Raw genomic sequence first — 22,081 nt, forward strand, 5'->3', positions numbered from 1 at the left:
CAGACAGATGAGCTCCGGAAAAATCGTTCAGATCATTGGTGCCGTGGTGGACGTTGAATTCCCACGGGACGCGGTCCCGGCGGTCTATCACGCGTTGGTGGTGGACTCGACGGGTTTGGTTCTGGAAGTCCAACAACAGTTGGGTGATGGGGTCGTTCGCACGATCGCCATGGGTCCATCGGATGGCTTGAGCCGTGGGCTCGACGTGCGCGGTACCGGGGCGCCGATTTCGGTTCCGGTCGGCAAGGGCACGTTGGGGCGGATCATGGACGTGCTGGGCAACCCGGTGGACGAAGTCGGTGAAGTGCAGTGCGAAGAGCGCTGGCAGATTCATCGGGCTGCGCCGTCCTATGAAGAACAGTCGGGGTCGACCGACCTGCTGGAAACTGGGATCAAGGTCATCGACCTGCTCTGCCCCTTCGCGAAGGGCGGCAAGGTTGGCCTGTTCGGTGGCGCCGGCGTGGGCAAGACCGTGAACATGCTCGAGCTCATCAACAACATCGCCAAGGAACACAGCGGTCTGTCTGTGTTTGCAGGCGTGGGTGAGCGAACCCGTGAAGGGAACGACTTCTACCATGAAATGGCGGAATCCGGGGTTATCGATCTGGAGAACCTGTCGGAATCCAAGGTGGCCATGGTTTATGGACAGATGAACGAGCCGCCGGGCAACCGCCTGCGCGTCGCCCTGACCGGTCTGACCATGGCAGAGTATTTCCGTGACGAAGGCCGCGACATCCTGTTCTTCGTCGACAATATCTACCGCTACACGCTGGCTGGAACCGAAGTGTCGGCGCTGCTCGGCCGCATGCCGTCGGCGGTGGGCTACCAGCCGACGCTGGCCGAGGAAATGGGGCGCCTTCAGGAGCGCATTACCTCGACCAAGACCGGTTCGATCACCTCGATCCAGGCAGTGTACGTGCCCGCGGATGACCTGACCGACCCGTCGCCGGCGACGACCTTTGCGCACTTGGATGCCACGGTCGTGTTGTCGCGGCAGATTGCGGAGCTGGGGATTTACCCGGCGGTGGACCCTCTGGACTCCACCAGTCGTCAGCTGGACCCGCTGGTCGTGGGCGAGGAACACTACAGCGTGGCCCGTGGCGTGCAGAACGTGTTGCAGCGCTATAAGGAGCTACGCGACATCATCGCCATCTTGGGTATGGACGAATTGTCCGAAGAGGACAAGCTGATCGTCTCCCGGGCCCGCAAGATTCAGCGTTTCCTTTCGCAACCGTTCCACGTTGCGGAAGTGTTCACCGGATCGCCCGGCAAGTATGTGTCGCTCAAGGACACGATCCGCAGCTTCAAGGGCATTTTGAACGGCGAATATGACACGCTGCCCGAGCAGGCCTTTTACATGGTCGGCAGCATCGAAGAAGCGGTGGAGAAAGCCAAGCGCGTTTAAGGCGCTGGGGGAGTAGGCCGAGATGAGTCAAATCAATGTCGATATCGTCAGTGCCGAAGGCGAGATCTTTTCCGGAAGCGCGAGTATGGTGTTTGCGCCTGCTGTGGAAGGGGATGTCGGTATCGCACCGCGCCACGCGCCACTCTTGACCATGCTGCGGGCTGGCGAGGTCCGCGTGCGGGACGAGCAGGGCCAGGATGCGCACTACTTTGTCTCCGGCGGTATTCTTGAGATCCAGCCCTTCAAGGTTACCGTTCTCGCGGATACGGCGCTGCGCGCCAAGGATCTGGACGAGGCGGCAGCGCTCGAGGCCAAGCGTCGGGCCGAGGATGTGCTGGCGCAGCGCCAATCGGATATCGATTATGCGCGCGCCCAGGCTGAACTGGCGGAAGCCATCGCGAAGCTGCAGATGTTGGAGCGTTTGCGCAAGATCCGCGGCTGAGGTGATCTGGTCGATGATGAAAAAAGCCCGCCGAAGCGGGCTTTTTTCGTCAGGTCAATGAGATCAGGGTAACGGATTAGCCGCCGGATCAGGGTACGACGGGCGCGGTCCAGCTCAACGAAAAGCCCCGATTGCGGTCCCATCCCAGGTCGGTCAGGGTAAAGCCGTATCCGAACACCATGCCTGAGGCATCGATATCCAGCAGGCTGCCTTTGGAGAACGACATGGTGTCGCTGGTTGTATCAAAGCTAAAGCTGCGTCCTTTGTCTCGGGCAATGCTCAGCGCTTGTCCGTGGACATCAGACAAAGCCGCATTCGACATGTCGTTCATTTCGGCCTGTGCCAGCAATGGCAGAGCAGCCAGCGCGCAACTCATCGATAACAGCTTGAGTTTCATAAGAGTCTCCTCGCAGATCCAAAACACACAACCGACGAATCCAATTCGCGGTAAAGCAACTATCGGCGATATTGGATGACGCTTGAGCGGGCGCAGTTAGCCTTGTTTCGGGGTGGATGCGAGATGCGCTGCGTCTGAGGCTCAGACGAGCGGAAGGCGAAGAGTTTGCCGGAGCTTGGACTCTAGGTCCAAACGGACCTGCACCATGGACAGATCGGGTCGAAATGCCTGAATCTGGGTGACGGCCAGGCCGCTGAAGCCGCAAGGATTGATTCCGGCGAACGGCGCAAGATCCATGGCGACATTGACCGCCAGACCGTGATAGCTGCACGAGCGCCGGATACGCAGTCCCAGTGCGGCGATCTTCGCATGGCCGACATAGACTCCGGGGGCTTCGCGTCGAGCGTGCGCTTCGATTGCATAGTCGGCCAACATATCCACGACGGCCTGCTCAAGTGCGCTGACCAGGCTGCGGATCCCGAATCCCCGTCGGCGCAGGTCCAACAGGGGATAGACCACCCATTGGCCGGGACCATGATAGGTGACCTGGCCGCCCCGGTCGGTGTGGACAACGGGGATGGCGCCTGCGGCGAGGATATGCTCAGGGTGTGCATGCATGCCAAGTGTGTACACCGGCGGATGCTGAACGAACCAGAGCGCATCCGGCGTTTCTTCGTCGCGATGGTCGGTATACGCGCGCATCGCCTCCCAAACCTCGGCATACGGCGCCAGGCCCCAATCGCGGATTTGTAACGGTGCTAGATCACCCACAGCAGCCGCTTGTCGGCGCTGAGGTCACGGTAGAGCGCATCGAGTTGGGCCTGGCTGCTCGCGCGCAGCGTCACTGTCACGGCGAGATACCGTCCTCCGCTGCTGGGACGGCTCTCGACGCCCACGATGTCCGCCTCCGGGACATGGGCACTGATGAGCGTACACACCAGATGCTTCGGATCGTCCGCATGGCGAGCCACGGCCTTGACCGGATAGATACAGGGAAAAGAGAGGATCGTGTCCCGGGTCATGCCATGATCGTGGCGCCGCTTCGCCAGCGCGCCAGCGCCTCTTCCCAGAGCGTCACCATGCGTCGATACATCGGCCCCGGCTGTCCATGTCCCACTGCGGCACCGTCAAGGCGGGTAATGGGGATCACGGCCCGGGTTGAACTGGTCATCCACAGCTCATCGGCACTGCGCAGTGTAGCTTCGGGGATATCGATCTCCCGCACGGGAAGATCCGCCTGGCGCGCCAGATGCAGCACCAGCTGGCGGGTGATTCCATGGAGAATTCGCTCATCAGCCGGCGTGGTCAGAACCTCGCCGTTGCGGATCACGAAAATATTGCTCGCCGCGCCTTCGGTGAGCACGCCATCCCGCAGATAGATCATTTCCACCGCGCCGGCAGTCTTCGCCTGTTGGCGCGACAGGCTGTTGGGGAGCAGCGTGATGGCCTTGATATCGCAGCGTCCCCAGCGCGGATCGCGCTGTGTGAGGGTGCTGACGCCATTTTCCAGCCACTCGGCAGGGGGCGGCTTGAGCGGACTGGCCATGGCGAAAACCGTGGGATGGACTTCGCTCGGAAAGGCATGATCACGGTGATCATCGCAGCCGCGCGTCACTTGCAGATAAATCGACCAGTCGCCCGGCGGCTGTTGATCGATGAGCGATTCGATCATCTGGTGCCAGGCATCGCGATCCAGGGGATTGTGGAGCCAGATGGCAGCCAGACTTCGGTCGAGCCGGTCGAGGTGCTCGGCAAGCAGAAACGGCTTCTTGCCATAAACGGGGATGACTTCGTAGACGCCGTCGCCGAACAGGAATCCCCGATCGAGCACCGATACCCGGGCTTGGCTCAGCGACAGGAACTCACCATTGAGGTAGACCATGCCGGACATGCTCATTGAAACCACATCAACAGCCAGTGCCACAGGCGCCTGAACCAGCTGCCCCGTTCCACCGCCTTTTGTGGATAGAGTGCGTCCTCGGTCAGGGGCTCGTCATTGAAGCGAACCACCAGCTTGCCGATCGGTCCATCCTCGGGCAACGGGGCGACCAGCCTGTCCTGCACCTCGGCCTGAGTCTGCACGCCGTCATACTGTCCACGCGGAACCGTGATGAAGAGATCCTTCTTCAGCACCAAGACGACCTTGTTCGCCTTGCCCATCCAGACCGGCGCTTCGGTCACGGCCTCACCCGCCGGGTAGAGCCGGTGCGTGCTGTAGAAGCGGAAGCCATAGTTGAGCAGTGCCTGGCTGTCGTTCATGCGCGCATTGTCACTGGGGGTGCCCATCACCACACTGATCAACCGCATCTGGTCCCGCTTCGCGGACGACACCAAACAATAGCCGGCCGAACTGGTATGCCCCGTCTTCAGGCCGTCGACGCTGGCATCCCGCCACAGCAGGCGGTTGCGGTTGGATTGCTCGATGCCGTTGAACAGGAAGGAACGGATCGAGTACCACGCGTACTGTTCGGGGAAGTCCCGAATCATCGCCTGGGCCAGGATCGCGATATCCCGCGCCGTGGTGTAATGATTCGGGTCGGGCAGTCCGGTCGCGTTCGTGAAATGGGTGTTGGTCATGCCCAGGCTCTGGGCGTACTGATTCATCAGGCCGGCGAACGACTCCTCAGCCCCGGCAATGTGTTCGGCCAGGGCGATGCTGGCATCGTTTCCCGACTGCACGATCATGCCCTTGATCAGGGTTTCCACATCGATCTGCGTGCCGACCCGTAGGAACGTCCGCGATCCTTCCGCCCGCCAGGCCTTCTCGCTGATGGTGACTTGTTCATCGAGCTTCAGATCCCCGTCCTGCAGTTGCCGGAACGCTGCATAGGCCGTCATGACTTTGGTGATGCTGGCCGGTTCGACTCGCAAGTCGGGATTGTTCGCGACCAGCAGACGGCCGCTGTCGAAGTCCATGAGCACATAGCTGCTGGCGTTGATCTGGGGCGGCGCCGGCACCGGGATGGGCGCGGCAAGCGCAGCGGTGGTCCAGAGAAGCAGAAGGACGGAAATCAGGAGTGAGCGAGGAAACCGGATGGGCAACATGGGAAGTCAGAACCCCTGTCGGTGGCGTGCCAGATCGCAGGAAAGCGCCCTGCGAAAACGCTCATTCTAGCCTGTGGCGCGGTTCACACAACCCCGGCGGCGGAGCAGCCGATCGACGCCGATCGAGCCGCAAGTGGCCGTGGGTACAGGCGGGATGACCGGAGGCGGATCACGTGTCAGGTTTTGCCCCGGCAAGAATGAAGGCGCCCGCGCGTATCGGCCCGTCGCACGGTCTGCCCGGCCCAGTCCGAGGCGGAGAATCCACTTCTGTCGGAACACGGCGTTCACCGCGTCCGATGGCTGGCAAAAGCGGCCGTCTCGGGGCGGGTGGTCCTGTGGTGCGGTGCGATCACATGGAATCAGAGGCGCGCCATCGTCTTCGGGCCGTCGGCCTGCGAAACGGTTTTCGCGGGACCACCTCGAATCCATCGTCCGAATGCTTCGCTCAGGCCAGTTGCCGTTCCATGACACCCATGAACATGAAATCGCCGGGTCACCGATCGTGCCGTTCCTACAGAGCCGTCGCGCCTCATGCCGAGGCGGTCGCCGCGCCGTCAGATCGGTCCAGGTGATGGCGCTTCAGCCATTCGGTTGGAGACAGGCCGATCTGGGCCCGGAAGGCGCGCGCCAGGGCGCTGGCGCTGCCGTACCCGACGACATCGGAGACCAACTGGACTGGCTTACCCTGTCGCAGCAACGACTGGGCGACCCCAACCCGCCACTCCGCCAGGTAACCGCCCGGCGTGGTGCCGACCGTTTCGCGGAATGTGGTCGCAAACCGCGCCCGCGACATACCGGCGGTCGCGGCCAACTCCTCAAGCGACCAATTGCGCGCCGGTTCGGCGTGCAGGGCGTTAAGCGCCTTCGCCAATCGAGGCTCGGCCAGCCCGGCGAGCAGACCGACCTGCAGGCGCTGTTGATCCATCAGATCACGCAGAACCTGAATGAACACCACCTCGATGAGCCGATCGAGTATGGCCTGACGCCCGCAATGTCGCTCGGCGGCTTCACGAAACAGCAGTTGCAGGGTCATGTTCAGGGTGGGCAGCTCGCGCAAGCGAATCAGCACGACCTCGGGCAGGGCGCGCGCCAGCGGGTTGCGCAGCCCCGCCCCGAATTCAAGCGACGCGCAGACCATCGTGACGTCAGGCGCCTGTGGCAGCAGGCGGTGTACGGTGGGGTTCATGAAGAAGAACAGGCCCGGTTCATCGAGCAGAAGCGTCGGCTGGCCGGGCGAGTCGATCCGCAGGATGCCTTGCTGCAGCACATGGATATGCCCGAGGCCATCGGCGGCGTCGAAATGCGCTGAATGGCACAGCGGGCCGGCCTGGAATACCCGAGCGCCAAGTTCGAAATGTCGGAGCAGTTCGACCAGCCGATCGTCCATTCGTGTTACTCGCATCATCGCCCTGTCCGGGCTCGGCCCGGGCGGCCCCGGACTCGGGGTGCCGAAAAGAGACGATGAGTATAAAAATTGATACAAATAGGCGCAAATCGTATCGCGCCGTGGGCCAATATCTCCTTGCGTCAGATGACGCATGAACCTGAAAACCAAACCCATGGAGAACGATGTCATGCCACGCATTCATCCTGTAACGCTGGCTCAGACCGATGCCAAGACCGCGGCCACCCTGAAGGCTGTTGGCGCCAAACTGGGCATGCTGCCCAACCTGTTCACCACGCTGGCCCAGGCCCCGGCCGCGCTGAACGGCTACCTGCAGTTTTCAGAGGCGCTGCGACCCGGCCGCTTGACCCCCCGCCAGCGCGAAATCATCGCGATCGCTGTCGCCCAGGAAAATGCCTGCGGTTACTGCCTGAGCGCACATGTCGCCATGGGCCGGGGTGCCGGCATGAGCAGCGAAGACATCGACCAGGCTCGTCACGGCCGGGCCCAGGATGCGCAGGAGGGCGCCGTCGCCGATCTCGCGCTGCGCATCGTTCAATCGCGGGCCGAGATCAGCGACACGGCTCTGGCTGCCGCGCGTCAGGCCGGCCTGGACGATGGCCTGATCATCGAAATCATCGCGCACGTCGCGCTGAACGTGCTGACCAACTATGTGAACCGGATCGCCGATACCGACGTGGATTTCCCCGTCATTGAGTTGTCTTCGGCGGCTTGAGACACCACAGCGACCCTCTGTCCGTCCTTCAGCGCGCGGCAGGAGTGCCGTGAAACCGGCGCTGGTGCGGTTCACCGGGGTCGCTGCGGGCCTCCGCAAGCGGGGTTTCATCGGCGCGCCGGTGACGCCCCGCGAACGGGATAATGAACCGGCCGGCTTTCTTATGGTATCGCTGGGAACGTTCACCCGGTTGCCGTCGCCGCCGATCGGCGGCGACGGGATTCCGGGACAGCTGCAGCGACCGGCAGTCGGTCACACTGATACCGGAATGGTTAGCCTGGGGCATCGCGCGATGCCGCAGATTGCGTTCGCAGCCATTGCCACCGGAGCGCGCCCAGCGCTTGCCGCATGAACCTTGCCGAGACAAACCATCCATGGCGATTGCACCTGAATGCGATGTGACCTTCACCCGGCTGACCCAGGTGTCGCCCGATGAGATCATCGCGCATATGTCGGATCCGCGCGTTGCCGAGCACATGCCCCTGCTCACCTTGCACTGGGATCATGATGCCGTGGCCCGATTCGTCGACGCCAAGGAAGCCTGCTGGCATCGAGATGGCCTGGGGCATTGGGCCATCCTGTATCGGGGTATCTATGTGGGCTGGGGCGGCTTTCAGCGAGAGGGCGAGGAATGGGATTACGGCTTGGTCCTCAGGCCGCAGAACTTCGGGCTCGGCTGGCGCATCACCAGAAAGGCGCTCGCGTTTGCCCAGGCCGATGCGCGCATCGCCGATGTCACCTTCCTGTTGCCGCCGTCGCGCAAGCACCTCGGGGCCTTCGCGAGGCTCGGCGCACGATTCGTCGGCGAAACCGAATACGACGGCCAACGATTCCTGAAGTATTGGTTGGCAACCGGATGATCGCCTGCCGGCCGTGATTTACGGTAGCTGAGAATCGTGTTCTGGCGGTGTGAGAAGCCGGGGCAACACCTGATCGATGGAGCGCACACTGAGCGGCGTGATCGGCACGAACGTCATTGGGCATCTCGGGTCTCGAAGCCGGGTCAGTCGAGGGTCATATCGAGCTGATAGGGCAGGGCCAATTCGAAAGTGCCTGGCTCACTCCGCCGATTGAAATTCACCGCGAGCAGGTCCGTGCTTGGATGGGCGGATGTGGAGCGCGGTATTCGTTCCTTCCCAAATGGTGATGCGTGCTCCCGGAATGAGGCATTCAGGCGCCCGTCCACCTCGGTGCGCCGGTTGAGTTGGCGGCGCTGGCCGGGGCGCACGGCCACATGCTCGGCGACTTCGGCCCTGCAGTGCGTCCTGATGCTCCTGCCGGTATCGCCGGCATCGGCGTGGACATGCATCTCAGGGCCATGGAGCCGGCACGCAACCGGTGTCAGGTCCTGGACGTTCGCGGCCGTGCCCACCACCGAATGAACTAGCCCGGAATCCACGTCGACCCGATGTGCGCCTTCATCCCGACATGCCACTACTGGCCCTTGCGGGTCTGGCGCATCGCCGGATCCCGCTCGCGCCGCGGCCGTTCGCCCTGCTGCCCGGCATCTTCGAAGGTCGCCTGATGCATGCGCCGCTCCGTTATCCGTTGCCCCATTCTGGCCCCTTCAAGGTGATTATTTCAGGACTTCCCTAAGTTAAGGCAGGAGGCGATCTATGCGTCATTCCGGCGCAGGCCGGAATCCATGAATGCACCGCGAATGCGGATTCTGGATCCCCGCCTGCGCCGGAATGACGAGCACTCGGGGCTTAACTTAGGGCCATTCACGTCTCTAATTGGTTTCCTCCCCACTCAACCCGTTTTGAGCCCCCTTTTACGCTCTCCGCGCCGGGTTTCACTCTGGCAATGCCCCATGGGGTTGAAACCGGAAAATAAATCACCTCCTTGACAGTATACCGACCGGTCTAGTATAAAAAGGCCATGACCCATGCAAGTGACACACGCCAGCAGATTCTCGATACCGCCGCAGGGCTGTTCCACGCCCAGAGCTATGCCGATGTGGGTATCGCGACGATTTGCGAGCGGGCTGGCGTATCCAAGGGGAGCTTCTTCCATTTCTTTCCCAGCAAGCGCGACCTCGCCTTGGCGGTCATGGAACAGTTCCGCGAGCGTCTCAGTGAGACGCTGATCGCCAACGCCTTTTCGACGAAGATCACGCCCTTGGCGCGTCTCGACCGGTTTGTCCAAGAGCTCTATGCGTTTCAGAAGGAACAGACTGATACCCATGGCCATTTGCCAGGGTGCCCCTTTGGCAACATGGTGATGGAACAGGCGACCCAGGACGAGGCGCTGCGACGGAAGGCCAGCGGTTGTCTGAATTCGCTTTCCAACCACATTCGGTCTGCGGTCTCGGATGCTGTCCAAAGTGGCGCATTACCACCCGTGGATGAAGCAGCGACGGCGGAGGCGATGCTCGGATACCTGGAGGGGATTCAGCTTCTGGCCAAGGCACAGAATGATCCCGAGCTGATTCGCCGGCTCGGATCCGCCGTGACCGCGATCCGTATACCCCGGGACAGGTAACATTTTTTTTACCGCAGAGTATACCGACCGGTCTACTCAAAACTGGAGACAGGCGTGAAACGGATGAATGCAACGGATCAAACCCTTAACGCTCAGGGACTGAATTGCCCACTGCCCATCCTCCGAACCCGCACCGCGCTCGACGCCATGAACACCGGACAAACGCTTGCGGTCATCGCTACCGATCGGGGCGTAGTAAAGGACATGCGCGCCTTTTGCCAACAGACCGGTCACGACCTCATCGCGACCCATGAGGAGGCAATGAACACACCGTCGTTATTCGCAAAGCATAACCAACTCCCCAGACCGGAAAACATCGATGAAATGCAATGACACCCCAACACCCCCAAGAACGAATCGTCGCAAGGTATTGAAGCTTGCCGTCACCGGGACCTTCGCTACGGAGTTTTGATCACTCCTGCACGGTTCGGATGCCGAGGCCACCGAATCGTCGCTTCGCAACCCAAGCAACGAGGAAATGATGATGACCCAGAAAGCGTTTGTGTATTCCGAGTTACAAATATCCGTGCCATTTGATCAGGCGCCATGGAAGGACGTAAACCTGACGTTGTTGCAACAGCCGGGACTCATGAACAAGACTTGGCTTGCCGGTGTCGGCAACCATTCATTGGGGGGTATCTACGCCTTCGACACCATCGAACACGCCCAGGAATTCGTCACCCGCTATTTCCCGAACGAAGCCAGGAAGTTCGGCGCGCCGCAGACCACGCGCATCTTCGACGCGAGCATCGTGGAGGAGGCCAGTCGTGACATGAACTCGGTGCATTTCGGCGCAAAGGCCACCCGGAAACCCGGCGCGTTTGTTTATACGGAAGTCCAGGTCAGTGTGCCCTTCGCCGAGGCGCCCTGGCGCGACCTGAATCCGATATTGAAGCGGCAACCCGGCTTGCTTCACAAGACATGGCTGAGTGGTCTGCATACAAACACACTGGGCGGCATCTACGCATTCGATACGATCAACAACGCGCGTAACTTCGCTCTGAACTACTTTCCGACCGAAACGAAGCAACTGAATGCAGCGTTCTACACACGCGTCTTTGATGCCGGTGTCGTGGAACAGGCGAGCCGGCAAATGCATTCGCCATTCTTCATCTGATCCTGTCCGGGCTCTCTGCCATTTCCCGGTGGGAGGGAGCCTCCTTTTTGATCCGTAAAAGATGGCGGTCATGTCCGATGAACCGAATATTGCACACGATGCTACGCGTAGGCGACATGCAACGTTCCATCGACTTCTACATCGGTGTCTTGGGCATGCGGGTTCTCCGTACCCTTGAGCAGCCCGAGGAACGCTACCGATTGACCTTCCTGGGATACGGCGATGAATCCGCTACCTGTGTATTGGAGCTGACCGACAACGAGGGCATCGCCAGCTACGAGTTAGGTTCCGGCTTCGGCCACATCGCCATCGGCGTCGATGATTGCCATCGAGCCTGCACGGAAATCAAAAAGCGGGGTGGCAGGATCACGCGGGAGCCCGTACCGCTCAAGGGATCGAATGAGGTGATCGCTTTTCTCGTCGACCCTGACGGTTACCCGATAGAGCTGATTCAGCGCATTACCGTGTGAACCTGTATGCGTCAGACTTGGCGGACAGGGCATCGTCACAACCACGCTCGCCATGCTGTCAGCCAGGACGGGCGAGACGCCCCGAATGAGGCGGGACGTTGTTGTTGATTACTGTTCGGCTTCTTGGAACACCTCATCAAGGTCGAGGGCGGTGGGCTCTACACCGTGTTCGACCACCAGGGCCTTGGTCTCGCGACTATCCGATTGCGTGATGTGACACGGATCTTCGACCTCGAATCCATCGGTGTCGTAATCGATCGCGGCCACGGACGGCGCCGCATCAGGCTGGCCGGTCATGACCGACTGCACCAAGCCGCCCTCGATGACGATCGGGCGAGAAAAAAAGCCCGCACGGCTGGGCCGGGCGGGCCGAAGGGACATCGTCGGGGACGGGTGGACCCTGCCCCGAGATGACCGGTGGTGCGGGTCTGTCAGGGCCGCACGGGCTTGAAGCCGGTGATCATGAGGACATCGTCGGTACCGAAGTCGTCGATATCCATGCTGCCGTTGGCGGGATCGCGGCTGTGCTGGATGGAGACGTAGGCTGTGCGTCCGTCACCGCTGAACAGGAAGCCCGTCGGCTCGGCGGTATTGTCCACCACCGAAAGCATCTTCACGCAGCCATCGGTCTTGATGTCGCGGTCCGCGCCGTCCGGCAGGCAGGCCCAGATGTCGCCATTGGGGTTATCTTCGATGACATAGACGTTGCGGGTACCGGGCTGGAAAGCCAGGTTGTCCGGCTGGTTGAAGTCGGCATCGCCTTCCACGAAGCGGTTCACCGAGACGGTGCGGTCACTGCTGGCGGTGAGTGGCGCGCGGTCGATGCCGCACATCACCTCGCCGTAGTTTTCGGCACTGGCGTTTTCGGTGTTGGTCCAGCAGAACCGGACGCCCTCGCCCTCATAGCCGGGATCGTCATGCAGGTCCTCGGGGCGGTAGTAACCGGTCGCGCCGGCGTTGTTGGCATCGACCCGGGCGTTGGCGGCGGTGACGGCAACCCAGGCGCCCTGACCGACTTCGCAACCCTGGCCGAACTGCTGCTTGTTGTCGACGCACGAGATCTGCAGTGCATAGACGCTGCCCGCTGCCAGTGGCGACTGATTCAGGTTGCTGACAGGCTGGCCTGAAGCCGGGACGGCGGGGATGAACTTGAACAACGCGCCGCCGTCGGTATCCCGGGTGCCGGTACGGGTGTCCGTGTAGGACCCGGGGCGCAACTCGTCGCCAGCAATCACAACCCCTTGGGGTGTCACCGCCAGGCCTTCCCAAGCCATCTTGGGCAGCGCATCGCGCACCACAACCTTGCTGGTCGTGTCGGTGACGTTGGCGCCTGTGGGGTCGAACAGTTCGGACGTGCCGCGGCCGGTGAGCGTGAGATTCGTCAGCTGGAGCGGATTCATGAGCTCATAGACCTGGCCGTCGCTCGTTTCCTCGGTGGCGATGATCGTTCCCCAAGGCGTGCGACGGATCCCGTCGCAACCGGCCATGCCGCGCAGGATGGTCTCGACCTGTCCGTCGGACAGCCGGATGCGCTGAACCGACGGGTTGTATTTTTCCGTCCCATTCGGGAATGTGCCGATGACCTGGCGTTCGAACTCCTCGACGCAGGTGATCAGGTGCGTCGGCTTGGCGTCAGAGGGCCAGAACACCATCTGGTCGGTCTTGTCGGCTGCATCGCGGGTGAGGTAGCTCACCCGCAGCCCTTTCGCCAGCAAGATGTGATCGGTTGCCGGCTGACCGGGGGCGCGCGCGTATCCGGATGGCGTGGTCGCGGATTCGGCCAAGGGCTTGGTGAAGCCGAACAGCCGATTGCTGCCCGATTCCAGTTGCTTTTGCATCAACTCACCAAAATCTGCAGCCAGGGTTGGGCCTGACGCCAGCAACCCGAGGCCCAACAGGGCCCAGGTGGGACGGGAACAGCGCATGAGAAATCCTCCTCGTGAAGTCGGCGGGTGGCAAAACTCCGACAGGCTAATGCGGCTGGGTGGATGAAATGGTGAAACTGCGGTGTCAACTCGGTGACAGGCTCAGGGCCGGATCGCGGCGTCCCAGTCGAGCAGCAGGTTGCCCGCAACCCGGTGCTCGGGCGCGAGGGGCGGCACCTCGGTGTCTACCTCCCGGTACACGTTTTCGGCCGGGACCAGAGTGGCGTCGCGGCCCTTCAGGAAGGACTGCTCCCGCACGATGGTGAGGTAGGCCTTGTTCAGGGCCAGCGCGCGTTCGGGGCTGGGGACGATGAGCGTGTAGACATCCTTGGCCTGATTCAGGCGCGCAGGGTCGAGCTGACCGTCCGGGCCGAACCAGCGCGCCCGCATCTCGGTATTGGCGCGGAACTCATCGCCCCCGCCAACGCGGCGCAGATATTGGCGGATTTCCCCTTCGAGCTCGCCGAGCGAGGGCGCATCGGGCATCCCGCGCAGATCGACATAACCCTGGCCACGGACCCCCGGAATCTTGCGCGGGAAGGCGAAAGTCTGGTCGATCGTGGCGCCGATGGAGCTGTGGCAGCCCTTGCAGAAAAAGGTTTCCTCGTGGCTCTGGGGTCTGAGGTTTCCCGTGGCATCCTCGATGAAACCGAGCAGACGCCAGCCGAAGCCGTTGACGGCGCCGCGCTCGCCCTGCCAGCCGATCTGGGGCAGAAAGCCCTGTTGCTTTTCCCACGCTTCCTCATCGTAAAGCGCGCCGAGGGTGGCCGGATCGACCCACCGGTCCTTGCGGAGATAGCGCACTTCCTTCATGCGCGGGGCCGGGCCGATCCGGCCTTGGCCATCCACGTGGAGGTAGCGCACCGTGTGCAGGAATTCGGTGCCGACCGGATAGAGGAAACGCACCACCGGAATCGTGCGGGCTGCACCCAGATAGTGGTCGGGAGTGATCAATCGGGTAGCTCGGCCAAGCCGGCCGTCGCCGTCCAGATCCACACCGAGCGCCTGTTCATCGATGGGCGGCGTGTCGATCGCATCCATCCCCTTGATCGCTGCCTCGAGCATGCTGAGGTTGGCGAGATAGACCGGCCAGGACGGCCGACCCGCGGCGTCTTGCCGGAAGGCAGGGGGCAGCCGAATCATCACATCGTCGATGGAGCCATTGGTCGGCCAGAAGGTGCTGGGCAGCGGTTTGTACTGAAACGCGATCCAACCGCTGCCGTCCCGCGCGCGGCCCTCGCGATCAAAGGCACGTTCCGGATAGGCCAGATCGTCGAGATCGGGAATCCAGCCGCGAAAGTCGCTGCTGCGCAAGGTTTCGATGAGCGGCGTGTAGTTGTCTATCGCGACATAGGCGCGGATTTCGGCATCGGGAATGGCTGCGATGGCCGCGCGACGATCCACGAAGAGGTTGGACCAGTGGTTTTCAATACCGACTTCGGAAAAAGCGTAGACGCCCTGCAGATGCGCATCATCCATCAGATTGGGTCGCCCCGAAGCTGGCGGATGGGTCTGGTGACAGGTGTAGCACGGGTTGAAGCGGCCTTCGGTCCGGGTATAGCACTGCGGCGGAATCACGGCTTCGGGATTGGTGAAGACGCGCTGGTAGCGGACGTCCCAAGCCGGGGAGCCGGCAAGGGCGCCGAAAGCCGTCAGCAACAGCGCCAGGCCAGCCGTCCAGTGGCGTGGGCGGATAAAGCGGCGTTTGGACCAGGGAGTCGTTATCATGCGGTGAAGTATCCCGGTCCTGGATGTCAGAAGCGTTTCAGCCGGAAACACACATGTTCTGATCCCGGTTGCCGATCGCTCGAGCAGGTTCGAAACCATGAAGTACGCTGTTATTCCCGTCACGCCTTTTGCCCAGAACTGCACCATCCTGATGTGTGAACAGACTCGCGAAGCGGCAGTCGTTGATCCGGGTGGGGAAGTCGAACGCATCCGTGCCATCCTGGCCAAACACGCGCTGAAGCTGACCCGCATCCTGGTCACGCATGGTCATCTGGACCACGTGGGCGGGGTCGCGGAGCTGGCCGAAGCCACCGGAGTGCCCGTGGAGGGGCCGCACCGGGCCGATGAGTTCTGGATCAAGATGCTGCCCCAGCAGAGCCAGATGATGGGTTTCGGCGGCCGCGTGTTCGCCCCTGATCGCTGGCTGGAGGAAGGCGATACGGTCACCGTGGGCGAGCTCACCTTGCAGGTCCTGCATTGTCCCGGCCACACCCCGGGGCACGTGGTGTTTTTCGAACCCGAGGCAGGGTTTGCCCAGGTCGGCGATGTGCTTTTCGCCGGATCCATCGGCCGCACGGACTTTCCGGGGGGCGATCACGAGACCCTGATCCGCAGCATTCGCGAGAAGCTGTTTCCGCTGGGCGATCAGGTTCGCTTCGTGCCCGGGCACGGCCCGACCTCGACGTTCGGCGAGGAGCGGCGCAGTAATCCCTTCGTGTCGGGGCGTTATGGATGAGTGAGGCCGGCATGCGGATGGCGCAGGAAGCCCTTTCCTGGCAAACGGTGGGGCGCGGTTTGTGGGAGATCACCGCGGCCGTGCAGGGGGTGATCGGCCGCTCGGGGATCGGAACCGGGCTGTGTCAGGCCTTTTTACGCCACACCAGCGCGTCGTTGGTCCTCTGTGAAAACGCCGATCCAAGCGTCCGTTCGGATCTGGAGGCATTCGCCGCCCGGTTCGCGCCCGATGGCGATCCCCGCTACCGTCACCACCTCGAAGGCCCCGACGATATGCCGGCGCATCTGCGCTCGGTATTCACCCAGGTCGAGCTTACGATTCCGGTGCGCGGTGGCCGCTGCGCCCTCGGCACCTGGCAGGGCATTTTCCTCTGGGAACACCGCATCGAATCGATGGATCGCGAAGTGCTGGTCACGGTTTGGGGGCATTGACGGCGGCGGAGTCGAAGTAGCGCACACGATCCGGTGATATCGTGCCGCCGGAAATGATGAAACGCATCCCTTCATCCACGCTCCAGTCGGTCGCGATCAGCCGGTCGGTGGGCACGATCTGGGCATAGCCGGAGGTCGGGTTCGGCGTGGTCGGGACATAAACGGCGGCCAGCTCGGTGCCGGTTTCCTCGTCGATCAGAATCCGGGTGACGAAACCGACCGCCCGCATGTGCGGCCCCGGGAATTCGATCAGCACCACGCGCTGCGGCTTGTTGGGATGGCTTTCGAGCGAGCGCATCAACTGCCGGATCCCGCCATAGATGGTCTGAACCAGCGGAATGCGGTGCAAAATGCCCTCCATCAGCGCGATCAGGCGGCGTCCGATGACGAAGCTGGCGAGCAAACCGAGCAGGTAGAGCAGCACCAGGGTCAACAGCGCGGCCACGAGCGACTGCATGGCGGGATGCGCCAGCAGACTGACGAGCGGATCGGAAGGGCCGTTGAGACGACTGGCCAGAGTGCGCACGGCAGGCATGCTGATAACCGTGAGCTGATCGAAGACGAACGCCATGATCCACCAGGTGATCCAGAGGGGGATGATGGTGACGATCCCGGTGACGAGATAGCGTTGGGAGTGCCATTTGGATTTGCGCCATTGCATCGTCGACTCCTGGAACTGAAAAAGGAAAATCGGTCCCATGCCCCTACCACCGCCCTGGTCACCTCATGCCCGTTCCCGCAGGGCACCGCGGCGGCGATCTCCATTGCGCCGGCTGCGCCTGATGGTTTGGGCCGTCGTGTTCGCGGCGCTGGGTTTGACCATCGTGCCCATCCTGGCGTTGCGTGTGCTGCCGCCACCGATCAGTGCCTTCATGGTGCACCAACTGGTGCGCAATGTGGCAGCGGGCGAACGCGTGTGGCCGGAGTACCGCTGGGTTCCGGCTGAGCGGATCTCCCCCCATCTCGCGCTGGCGGTGGTGGCGGCCGAGGACCAGCGCTTTCCCAGCCATTTCGGACTGGATCTGAAGGCGATTCGCCAGGCGCTCGATCACAACGCCCGCGGTGGCCGCGTGCGTGGGGCCAGCACGATTACGCAGCAGACGGCCAAGAATCTGTTTCTCTGGCGGGGGCGGGACTGGTTGCGCAAGGGCGTCGAGGCTTGGCTCGCGGTGTGGATGGAGCTGTTGCTGCCCAAGGCGCGCATTTTGGAGCTGTATCTCAATCTCGCGCAGTTCGGTGACCATCTGTATGGCGCCGAAGCCGCCAGCCAGCGTTACTTCGGGGTTTCCGCCGCGCGGCTGAATCCGGCCCAGGCAGCACTTCTGGCGGCAGTGCTGCCCAACCCCGTCCGCTACCGGGTCGATGCGCCATCGTCGAGTGTGCGCCAGCGTCAGCTGTGGATTCTCAGGCAGATGCGCCAACTCGGCCCGGATTATCTGGCGGCGCTGTAACCCCGGCGCCCGGCGTTTTCCGAATCCTGTGCTAGCTTGATTTGAGTGACCCAACTCGGCCGGGCCGGGATGGCCCGAGGATGGAGCGTGGATGCGCGACGGACAAGCCAGTTTCACTTCCCGCATGGTGATGTTGTTCCGGGCCCTGGCGGTCCGGGAAGGCATTCCGATTTTCAAGGACACAATCGCTGAGCACTTGTTGAACGAGCGCGGCCAGCGCATCGTGCGGCGTCCGAGAACCTATCGGCGCATGGCCCGATTGTTCGAGCGCCGCCCGCAGTTGAAGCGATTCATGGCCGCGTTGCTCCTGCGGGCACGCTTCGCCGAGGATGAACTGGTCCGCGCCATGGATACCGACGGTGTGCGGCAATATGTGATTCTGGGTGCGGGCTGGGATACCTTTGTCTGGCGCCGGCCCGATCTCTTGGACCGGCTGCGCGTGTTCGAGCTGGATCATCCGGCCACCCAGGCCGCCAAGCGCAACCGCATCGCCGAGCGCGGCCTCGCGACGCATCCCTGTCAGGTCTTCGTGCCCATCGATTTCACCACCCAATCACTCAGCGAACGCTTGCTGGCCTCCGGTTTCGATCCGGCGCTGCCGACCTTCGTCAACTGGATGGGCGTGACCTACTATCTGCCCAAGTCCGTGGTGGAGGGCGTGTTCCGCGAGCTGCGCGGTTTGTGCGCTGGCGGCGTCACGGTCGCATTCGATTACGTCGATACCAGCGTGCTGGAACTCACCGCCCAGCGTCCCAAGTCGGTCGGGGTGCGCTTGCGTCGCGCCATCGCCGCGCGGGTTTGGCGGCGGATCGGGGAGCCGTTTCATACGTGGCTGGACCTCGATGATTTGCCGCAGTGGTTCCAGCGTCTGGGTTACGAGCTGTGCATCAACCTAACCCGAAAATCCAAGCGCGACTATCTGCAGGCAGCGGAGATGGGCGGCTATGTTCCGGGGGGCGGGATGAGCATCGCGCTGGTGCGGAGTCTGCCGCAGCGGGATTGACGCAAGTCACCGTCAAAGCTTGGCAGAAACGGACCAGGTCGCTAAGATGAAACGCTTGATCGTCGACTGCCTGCGGCAGCATGATCGGATCGCGATAACACGCTGAATCAACGAGGGAGACACCATGCGCTGGACCAAACCCGCTTTCGAGGATCTGCGGCTGGGTTTTGAAGTGACGATGTACATCTTCAACCGCTGAAGCCGAATCCTGGTTTCGGATGAGGCCCGGCCAAGCGACCGGGCCTCGTCGTTTTTGCGGGAGTGGGGAAGCAACGGATATGCGTGTTCATGTGCTCGGATCAGGCGCCGGCGGGGGCTTCCCCCAATGGAATTGCCATTGTGCGTACTGCGCCGGGTTGCGGGCGGGATCCCTCTGTGCGCGGCCGCGCACCCAGTCGTCCATCACGGTGAGCGCGGACGGGGAGCGCTGGGTGCTGATCAACGCCTCCCCCGATATCCGTGCCCAGATCGAATCCTTTGCGCCGCTGCGTCCTGCCCGGGCATTGCGCGATACGGGCATCGCGGCCGTCCTTCTGGTGGACAGCCAGATCGACCATGCCACCGGCCTGCTCATGCTGCGTGAGGGGCCGCGCTTTGCGCTCTACACCACCCCGGCGGTGCATCAAGACCTGTCCACTGGTTTTCCGGTGGTTCCCATGCTGAGCCACTACTGTGGGGTCGACTGGCATGCCATCGTTCCGGACGGTACGCCGTTCGAGATGGCCCAGGCGCCGGGGCTGCGCTTCCAGGCCTTTGCGCTGTCCAGTAAGGCGCCGCCCTATTCGCCGCACCGCCATGATCCGCATCCGGGCGACAACATCGGCCTGCTCATCACCGATCCGGCCACCGGCGGCCGTTTGTTCTACGCGCCGGGACTGGGCGCGTTCGAGCCGCATCTGCGGGCCCCCATGTCCGAGGCCGACGTGCTGATGGTCGATGGCACGGCCTGGCGCGACGAGGATCTGATCGATCGCGGCGTGGGCACGAAGCGCGCACTGGAGATGGGGCATCTGCCGCAGAGCGGACCGGGCGGCATGATCGAACACCTCGCAGCCTTTCCGCGCGCCCGCAAGATCCTGATTCACATCAACAACACCAACCCCATTCTGGACGAAGATTCCCCCGAGCGCCGGCAGCTCGATGCCGCCGGAATCGAAGTGGCCGAGGACGGCCTGGATCTGGTGCTGTGAGGGTAGTGCGATGACGAATCCGGCGGATCAGGTGCCTTGGCCGGTGGCCGAGTTCGAAGCGCGGCTGCGGGGGCTGGGCGCGCGCTATCACATCCACCACCCCTTTCACGTGCGCATGTACGAAGGCAGCCTCGAGCCCGATCAGATCCGCGGCTGGGTCGCCAACCGCTACTACTACCAGATCAGCATCCCGCTGAAAGACGCCGCGCTCATGGCCAAGTGCCCGGACCGCGGGGTGCGCCGGCACTGGATCCAGCGCATCATCGACCACGACGGCCGTACCGGGGACGAGGGCGGCATCGAAGCCTGGACACGGCTCGGTGAGGCGGTCGGTCTGGACCGCGAGACCATCGAGAGCCAGCGCCTGGTGCTGCCGGGGGTGCGCTTTGCGGTCGATGCGTACGTCAATTTCGTGCGCCAGTCGCCGTGGGAAGAGGGCATCTGTTCCTCGCTGACCGAGCTGTTCGCGCCCGAGATCCATCAGCAGCGGCTGAACAGCTGGCCGGACCGCTATCCGTGGATCGAATCGGCTGGCCTGCAGTATTTCCGCAATCGCCTCAGCGAGGCGCGGCGCGACGTCGAGCATGGCCTTGCCTTCACGCTGGCGCACTTCAACACCCGCCCGCTGCAGGAACGCGCGCTCGCCATCGTGCAGTTCAAGCTCGATGTGCTCTGGTCCATGCTCGATGCCATGATGTTGGCCTATGTGCTCGACATGCCGCCCTATTTCACGGCGCCCAAAGCGCCATGAGCGGCGCGGCGGCCGATGCGGCGCGGATCCCTTGCCTGCGGCCCGGCTACCGGCTGCAGTGGGAAGGTGCCCAGCACAGCCACGTGCTGCTCTACCCCGAGGGCATGATCCGGCTCAACGACTCGGCGGCGGCCATCCTGACCCGCTGCGATGGGCAGACCAGCCTCGGCACGCTGATCGACGCGCTGGCCGCAGAGTACCCCGGCGAAGCGACCCTGGCGGAGGACATTCGTGAATTCATCGACCTCGCCCGACAGCGCGGCTGGATCGAACTGCGCTGAGCGGCCCGTGTCGCCGCCCCTGTGGCTGCTCGCCGAGCTGACCTATGCCTGTCCGCTGCAATGCCCCTATTGCAGCAACCCGCTCGATTACCCGTCCGCCCGCAATGAGCTCGATACCGCGCAGTGGATCGACGTACTGCGTCAGGCGCGCGCCCTCGGCGCCGTGCAGCTGGGCCTGTCGGGCGGCGAGCCTGCGGTGCGCCGCGATCTCGAAACGATCATCCAGGAAGCCCGCGGGCTGGGCTTTTACAGCAACCTGATCACCTCAGGACTGGGTCTCGACGCCCGGCGCATCGAGGCGCTGCGCGCCGCCGGACTCGACCACATCCAGGTCAGCTTCCAGGCCGCGGACGCTGTGCTCAACGACCGCATCGCCGGCACGCGCAGCTTCGAGCACAAGCGCGCCATCGCCCGCGCCGTGAAGGACGCCGGCTTCCCCATGGTGCTGTGCTTCGTGCTGCACCGGCTCAACCTGCACCAGATCCCCGCCATGCTGGCGCTGGCCGAGGCGCTGGGCGCCGATTACGTGGAGCTGGCGACGACGCAGTATTACGGCTGGGCGCTCGCCAACCGCACCGCGCTCTTGCCCACCCGCGAGCAGTTGCGTCAGGCGGAAATCGACGTCGCCGCTTTCCGTGCCGCCTACGACGGCCCGATGAAGATCTACTACGTCGTGCCGGACTATTTCGAAGGAACCCCGAAGGCCTGCATGGGCGGCTGGGCGCGGCTGCACCTCACCATCGCGCCCGACGGCACCGCGCTGCCCTGTCATGCCGCGCGCGTACTGCCGGATCTCGTGTTCCCCAACGTGCGCCAGCAGTCGCTGGCCGAAATCTGGCGCGGCGCGCCCGCCTTCAACCGCTATCGCGGCACGGCGTGGATGCAGCCGCCCTGCAGCACCTGCCCCGAGCGCGAGGTCGACTTCGGCGGCTGCCGCTGTCAGGCGTATCTGCTCGCCGGGGAGGCCGAAGCCGCCGATCCCGCCTGCCGCCTCTCGCCGCACCACGGCCGCGTCCTTGAGGCCATCGACACCGCCCGCCGCGAGGGCGATGCGGCCCCGCTCATCTTCCGCAATCCGCGCAACGCCGCGCCTGCCGTCATACCC

29 protein-coding genes are annotated in these 22,081 nt (G+C 63.1%); 18 read left to right on the forward strand and 11 right to left on the reverse strand.

What is annotated here, in order from left to right; all coding sequences use genetic code 11:
- Nucleotides 1–7 precede the first annotated feature (7 nt).
- On the forward strand, nt 8–1,405 hold the full coding sequence (atpD, locus tag E4680_RS10205) for a F0F1 ATP synthase subunit beta (protein ID WP_135282307.1): 1,398 nt from the start codon (nt 8–10) through the stop codon (nt 1,403–1,405).
- 22 nt (nt 1,406–1,427) lie between these two features.
- On the forward strand, nt 1,428–1,847 hold the full coding sequence (locus E4680_RS10210; RefSeq protein ID WP_135282308.1) for a F0F1 ATP synthase subunit epsilon: 420 nt from the start codon (nt 1,428–1,430) through the stop codon (nt 1,845–1,847).
- Between the two features lie 88 nt (nt 1,848–1,935).
- Here E4680_RS10210 and E4680_RS10215 read toward each other — a convergent pair whose 3' ends face one another.
- The 6 genes from E4680_RS10215 to E4680_RS10240 form a co-directional block, all read right to left on the reverse strand.
- A complete protein-coding gene (locus E4680_RS10215; protein WP_135282309.1) occupies nt 1,936–2,244 on the reverse strand; it encodes a DUF6160 family protein in 309 nt (102 codons plus the stop codon).
- A gap of 141 nt (nt 2,245–2,385) precedes the next feature.
- On the reverse strand, nt 2,386–2,946 hold the full coding sequence (gene lipB / locus E4680_RS10220; protein ID WP_240696183.1) for a lipoyl(octanoyl) transferase LipB: 561 nt from the start codon (nt 2,944–2,946) through the stop codon (nt 2,386–2,388).
- 56 nt (nt 2,947–3,002) lie between these two features.
- Nucleotides 3,003–3,266, reverse strand: a complete 264-nt coding sequence (locus tag E4680_RS10225) for a YbeD family protein (protein WP_135282311.1) — start codon at nt 3,264–3,266, stop codon at nt 3,003–3,005.
- Nucleotides 3,263–4,141, reverse strand: a complete 879-nt coding sequence (locus E4680_RS10230; RefSeq protein ID WP_240696184.1) for a D-amino acid aminotransferase — start codon at nt 4,139–4,141, stop codon at nt 3,263–3,265. Before E4680_RS10230 ends, E4680_RS10225 begins: the two co-directional genes overlap by 4 nt.
- Nucleotides 4,138–5,289, reverse strand: coding sequence for a D-alanyl-D-alanine carboxypeptidase family protein (locus E4680_RS10235; protein WP_135282312.1), 1,152 nt, complete (start codon nt 5,287–5,289; stop codon nt 4,138–4,140). Before E4680_RS10235 ends, E4680_RS10230 begins: the two co-directional genes overlap by 4 nt.
- 529 nt (nt 5,290–5,818) lie before the next feature.
- Nucleotides 5,819–6,694, reverse strand: a complete 876-nt coding sequence (locus E4680_RS10240; protein WP_240696185.1) for an AraC family transcriptional regulator — start codon at nt 6,692–6,694, stop codon at nt 5,819–5,821.
- 133 nt (nt 6,695–6,827) lie between these two features.
- Here E4680_RS10240 and E4680_RS10245 point away from each other — a divergent pair, with 133 nt between their 5' ends.
- Genes E4680_RS10245 through E4680_RS10255 form a run of 3 tightly spaced genes read left to right on the forward strand, consistent with a single transcriptional unit; the run spans nt 6,828 to nt 8,269 of the window.
- Entirely contained in the window at nt 6,828–7,409 is a 582-nt protein-coding gene (locus tag E4680_RS10245) for a carboxymuconolactone decarboxylase family protein (protein WP_240696186.1), read from the forward strand.
- A gap of 49 nt (nt 7,410–7,458) precedes the next feature.
- Nucleotides 7,459–7,761 carry a hypothetical protein gene (locus E4680_RS10250; protein ID WP_135282313.1) on the forward strand — a complete coding sequence of 101 codons (303 nt, stop codon included), beginning with the start codon at nt 7,459–7,461 and terminating at the stop codon, nt 7,759–7,761.
- A 22-nt stretch (nt 7,762–7,783) separates the two neighbouring features.
- Nucleotides 7,784–8,269 (forward strand): GNAT family N-acetyltransferase, encoded by a 486-nt coding sequence (locus E4680_RS10255; protein WP_135282314.1) that lies wholly within the window; start codon nt 7,784–7,786, stop codon nt 8,267–8,269.
- A gap of 143 nt (nt 8,270–8,412) precedes the next feature.
- Here the strand turns inward: E4680_RS10255 and E4680_RS14625 are convergent, their stop codons facing one another.
- Nucleotides 8,413–8,808, reverse strand: coding sequence for a hypothetical protein (locus E4680_RS14625; RefSeq protein ID WP_135282315.1), 396 nt, complete (start codon nt 8,806–8,808; stop codon nt 8,413–8,415).
- A 482-nt stretch (nt 8,809–9,290) separates the two neighbouring features.
- Here E4680_RS14625 and E4680_RS10265 point away from each other — a divergent pair, with 482 nt between their 5' ends.
- The 4 genes from E4680_RS10265 (at nt 9,291) to gloA (ending at nt 11,480) form a co-directional block, all read left to right on the forward strand.
- Nucleotides 9,291–9,893: a TetR/AcrR family transcriptional regulator gene (locus E4680_RS10265; RefSeq protein ID WP_135282316.1), complete on the forward strand. Its 603-nt coding sequence runs from the start codon at nt 9,291–9,293 to the stop codon at nt 9,891–9,893.
- 63 nt (nt 9,894–9,956) lie between these two features.
- Entirely contained in the window at nt 9,957–10,226 is a 270-nt protein-coding gene (locus tag E4680_RS10270; RefSeq protein ID WP_135282337.1) for a sulfurtransferase TusA family protein, read from the forward strand.
- 151 nt (nt 10,227–10,377) lie between these two features.
- Nucleotides 10,378–11,010 carry a YdhR family protein gene (locus E4680_RS10275; protein WP_135282317.1) on the forward strand — a complete coding sequence of 211 codons (633 nt, stop codon included), beginning with the start codon at nt 10,378–10,380 and terminating at the stop codon, nt 11,008–11,010.
- A gap of 77 nt (nt 11,011–11,087) precedes the next feature.
- Complete coding sequence (gloA, locus tag E4680_RS10280) at nt 11,088–11,480, forward strand: lactoylglutathione lyase (protein ID WP_135282318.1); 393 nt, start codon at nt 11,088–11,090, stop codon at nt 11,478–11,480.
- Between the two features lie 108 nt (nt 11,481–11,588).
- Here the strand turns inward: gloA and E4680_RS10285 are convergent, their stop codons facing one another.
- The 3 genes from E4680_RS10285 to E4680_RS10295 all read right to left on the reverse strand — a co-directional run bounded on the left by E4680_RS10285 (nt 11,589) and on the right by E4680_RS10295 (nt 15,133).
- A complete protein-coding gene (locus tag E4680_RS10285) occupies nt 11,589–11,777 on the reverse strand; it encodes a hypothetical protein (RefSeq protein ID WP_135282319.1) in 189 nt (62 codons plus the stop codon).
- Between the two features lie 134 nt (nt 11,778–11,911).
- Nucleotides 11,912–13,405, reverse strand: a complete 1,494-nt coding sequence (locus E4680_RS10290) for an alkaline phosphatase PhoX (RefSeq protein ID WP_135282320.1) — start codon at nt 13,403–13,405, stop codon at nt 11,912–11,914.
- A gap of 102 nt (nt 13,406–13,507) precedes the next feature.
- On the reverse strand, nt 13,508–15,133 hold the full coding sequence (locus tag E4680_RS10295) for a hypothetical protein (protein ID WP_135282321.1): 1,626 nt from the start codon (nt 15,131–15,133) through the stop codon (nt 13,508–13,510).
- 97 nt (nt 15,134–15,230) lie between these two features.
- On the opposite strand from E4680_RS10295, the gene E4680_RS10300 reads away from it, so the two are divergent.
- Together E4680_RS10300 and E4680_RS10305 are read left to right on the forward strand one after the other, a co-directional pair.
- Nucleotides 15,231–15,869 (forward strand): MBL fold metallo-hydrolase, encoded by a 639-nt coding sequence (locus E4680_RS10300; protein WP_135282322.1) that lies wholly within the window; start codon nt 15,231–15,233, stop codon nt 15,867–15,869.
- An 11-nt stretch (nt 15,870–15,880) separates the two neighbouring features.
- Nucleotides 15,881–16,300: a secondary thiamine-phosphate synthase enzyme YjbQ gene (locus E4680_RS10305; protein ID WP_205688890.1), complete on the forward strand. Its 420-nt coding sequence runs from the start codon at nt 15,881–15,883 to the stop codon at nt 16,298–16,300.
- Here the strand turns inward: E4680_RS10305 and E4680_RS10310 are convergent.
- The gene (locus tag E4680_RS10310) at nt 16,281–16,961 is read right to left on the reverse strand and encodes a DUF502 domain-containing protein (protein WP_135282323.1); all 681 of its coding nucleotides are present in this window, start codon (nt 16,959–16,961) and stop codon (nt 16,281–16,283) included. The genes E4680_RS10305 and E4680_RS10310 overlap by 20 nt on opposite strands.
- Nucleotides 16,962–17,082: 121 nt before the next feature.
- Between E4680_RS10310 and mtgA the strand changes: the two genes are divergently transcribed.
- From mtgA to pqqE, 7 genes are all read left to right on the forward strand, one after another.
- Nucleotides 17,083–17,751, forward strand: coding sequence for a monofunctional biosynthetic peptidoglycan transglycosylase (gene mtgA / locus E4680_RS10315; RefSeq protein ID WP_240696187.1), 669 nt, complete (start codon nt 17,083–17,085; stop codon nt 17,749–17,751).
- 91 nt (nt 17,752–17,842) lie between these two features.
- Nucleotides 17,843–18,754, forward strand: a complete 912-nt coding sequence (locus tag E4680_RS10320) for a class I SAM-dependent methyltransferase (protein WP_135282325.1) — start codon at nt 17,843–17,845, stop codon at nt 18,752–18,754.
- A gap of 124 nt (nt 18,755–18,878) precedes the next feature.
- Entirely contained in the window at nt 18,879–18,953 is a 75-nt protein-coding gene (gene pqqA, locus E4680_RS10325; protein WP_135282339.1) for a pyrroloquinoline quinone precursor peptide PqqA, read from the forward strand.
- Between the two features lie 79 nt (nt 18,954–19,032).
- On the forward strand, nt 19,033–19,944 hold the full coding sequence (gene pqqB / locus E4680_RS10330; protein ID WP_135282326.1) for a pyrroloquinoline quinone biosynthesis protein PqqB: 912 nt from the start codon (nt 19,033–19,035) through the stop codon (nt 19,942–19,944).
- Nucleotides 19,945–19,954: 10 nt separating this feature from the next.
- Entirely contained in the window at nt 19,955–20,695 is a 741-nt protein-coding gene (pqqC, locus tag E4680_RS10335) for a pyrroloquinoline-quinone synthase PqqC (RefSeq protein ID WP_135282327.1), read from the forward strand.
- Nucleotides 20,692–20,976: a pyrroloquinoline quinone biosynthesis peptide chaperone PqqD gene (gene pqqD, locus E4680_RS10340; RefSeq protein WP_135282328.1), complete on the forward strand. Its 285-nt coding sequence runs from the start codon at nt 20,692–20,694 to the stop codon at nt 20,974–20,976. Before pqqC ends, pqqD begins: the two co-directional genes overlap by 4 nt.
- Nucleotides 20,927–22,081, forward strand: a 1,155-nt coding sequence (gene pqqE / locus E4680_RS10345; protein WP_135282329.1) for a pyrroloquinoline quinone biosynthesis protein PqqE, incomplete at its 3' end; no start/stop codon positions are given. The genes pqqD and pqqE, both read left to right, overlap by 50 nt.

The sequence above is a fragment of the Candidatus Macondimonas diazotrophica genome, assembly GCF_004684205.1.
Lineage (GTDB): Bacteria > Pseudomonadota > Gammaproteobacteria > UBA5335 > UBA5335 > Macondimonas > Macondimonas diazotrophica.

Excerpts from the sequence above, each read along its gene's own strand:
- E4680_RS10230 (WP_240696184.1), bottom strand. The coding sequence starts at position 4,141 with ATGAGCATGTCCGGCATGGTCTACCTCAATGGTGAGTTCCTGTCGCTG.
- E4680_RS10225 (WP_135282311.1), bottom strand. The coding sequence starts at position 3,266 with ATGACCCGGGACACGATCCTCTCTTTTCCCTGTATCTATCCGGTCAAG.
- pqqC (WP_135282327.1), top strand. The coding sequence starts at position 19,955 with ATGACGAATCCGGCGGATCAGGTGCCTTGGCCGGTGGCCGAGTTCGAA.
- E4680_RS10290 (WP_135282320.1), bottom strand. The coding sequence starts at position 13,405 with ATGCGCTGTTCCCGTCCCACCTGGGCCCTGTTGGGCCTCGGGTTGCTG.
- E4680_RS10215 (WP_135282309.1), bottom strand. The coding sequence starts at position 2,244 with ATGAAACTCAAGCTGTTATCGATGAGTTGCGCGCTGGCTGCTCTGCCA.
- E4680_RS10285 (WP_135282319.1), bottom strand. The coding sequence starts at position 11,777 with ATGACCGGCCAGCCTGATGCGGCGCCGTCCGTGGCCGCGATCGATTAC.
- E4680_RS10295 (WP_135282321.1), bottom strand. The coding sequence starts at position 15,133 with ATGATAACGACTCCCTGGTCCAAACGCCGCTTTATCCGCCCACGCCAC.
- E4680_RS10235 (WP_135282312.1), bottom strand. The coding sequence starts at position 5,289 with ATGTTGCCCATCCGGTTTCCTCGCTCACTCCTGATTTCCGTCCTTCTG.
- pqqB (WP_135282326.1), top strand. The coding sequence starts at position 19,033 with ATGCGTGTTCATGTGCTCGGATCAGGCGCCGGCGGGGGCTTCCCCCAA.
- E4680_RS10320 (WP_135282325.1), top strand. The coding sequence starts at position 17,843 with ATGCGCGACGGACAAGCCAGTTTCACTTCCCGCATGGTGATGTTGTTC.
- E4680_RS10210 (WP_135282308.1), top strand. The coding sequence starts at position 1,428 with ATGAGTCAAATCAATGTCGATATCGTCAGTGCCGAAGGCGAGATCTTT.
- mtgA (WP_240696187.1), top strand. The coding sequence starts at position 17,083 with ATGGTTTGGGCCGTCGTGTTCGCGGCGCTGGGTTTGACCATCGTGCCC.
- E4680_RS10265 (WP_135282316.1), top strand. The coding sequence starts at position 9,291 with ATGACCCATGCAAGTGACACACGCCAGCAGATTCTCGATACCGCCGCA.
- E4680_RS10240 (WP_240696185.1), bottom strand. The coding sequence starts at position 6,694 with ATGATGCGAGTAACACGAATGGACGATCGGCTGGTCGAACTGCTCCGA.
- atpD (WP_135282307.1), top strand. The coding sequence starts at position 8 with ATGAGCTCCGGAAAAATCGTTCAGATCATTGGTGCCGTGGTGGACGTT.
- lipB (WP_240696183.1), bottom strand. The coding sequence starts at position 2,946 with ATGCGCGCGTATACCGACCATCGCGACGAAGAAACGCCGGATGCGCTC.
- E4680_RS10300 (WP_135282322.1), top strand. The coding sequence starts at position 15,231 with ATGAAGTACGCTGTTATTCCCGTCACGCCTTTTGCCCAGAACTGCACC.
- E4680_RS10270 (WP_135282337.1), top strand. The coding sequence starts at position 9,957 with ATGAATGCAACGGATCAAACCCTTAACGCTCAGGGACTGAATTGCCCA.
- gloA (WP_135282318.1), top strand. The coding sequence starts at position 11,088 with ATGAACCGAATATTGCACACGATGCTACGCGTAGGCGACATGCAACGT.
- E4680_RS10245 (WP_240696186.1), top strand. The coding sequence starts at position 6,828 with ATGAACCTGAAAACCAAACCCATGGAGAACGATGTCATGCCACGCATT.
- E4680_RS10255 (WP_135282314.1), top strand. The coding sequence starts at position 7,784 with ATGGCGATTGCACCTGAATGCGATGTGACCTTCACCCGGCTGACCCAG.
- E4680_RS10310 (WP_135282323.1), bottom strand. The coding sequence starts at position 16,961 with ATGCAATGGCGCAAATCCAAATGGCACTCCCAACGCTATCTCGTCACC.
- E4680_RS10275 (WP_135282317.1), top strand. The coding sequence starts at position 10,378 with ATGACCCAGAAAGCGTTTGTGTATTCCGAGTTACAAATATCCGTGCCA.
- E4680_RS10305 (WP_205688890.1), top strand. The coding sequence starts at position 15,881 with ATGCGGATGGCGCAGGAAGCCCTTTCCTGGCAAACGGTGGGGCGCGGT.
- pqqD (WP_135282328.1), top strand. The coding sequence starts at position 20,692 with ATGAGCGGCGCGGCGGCCGATGCGGCGCGGATCCCTTGCCTGCGGCCC.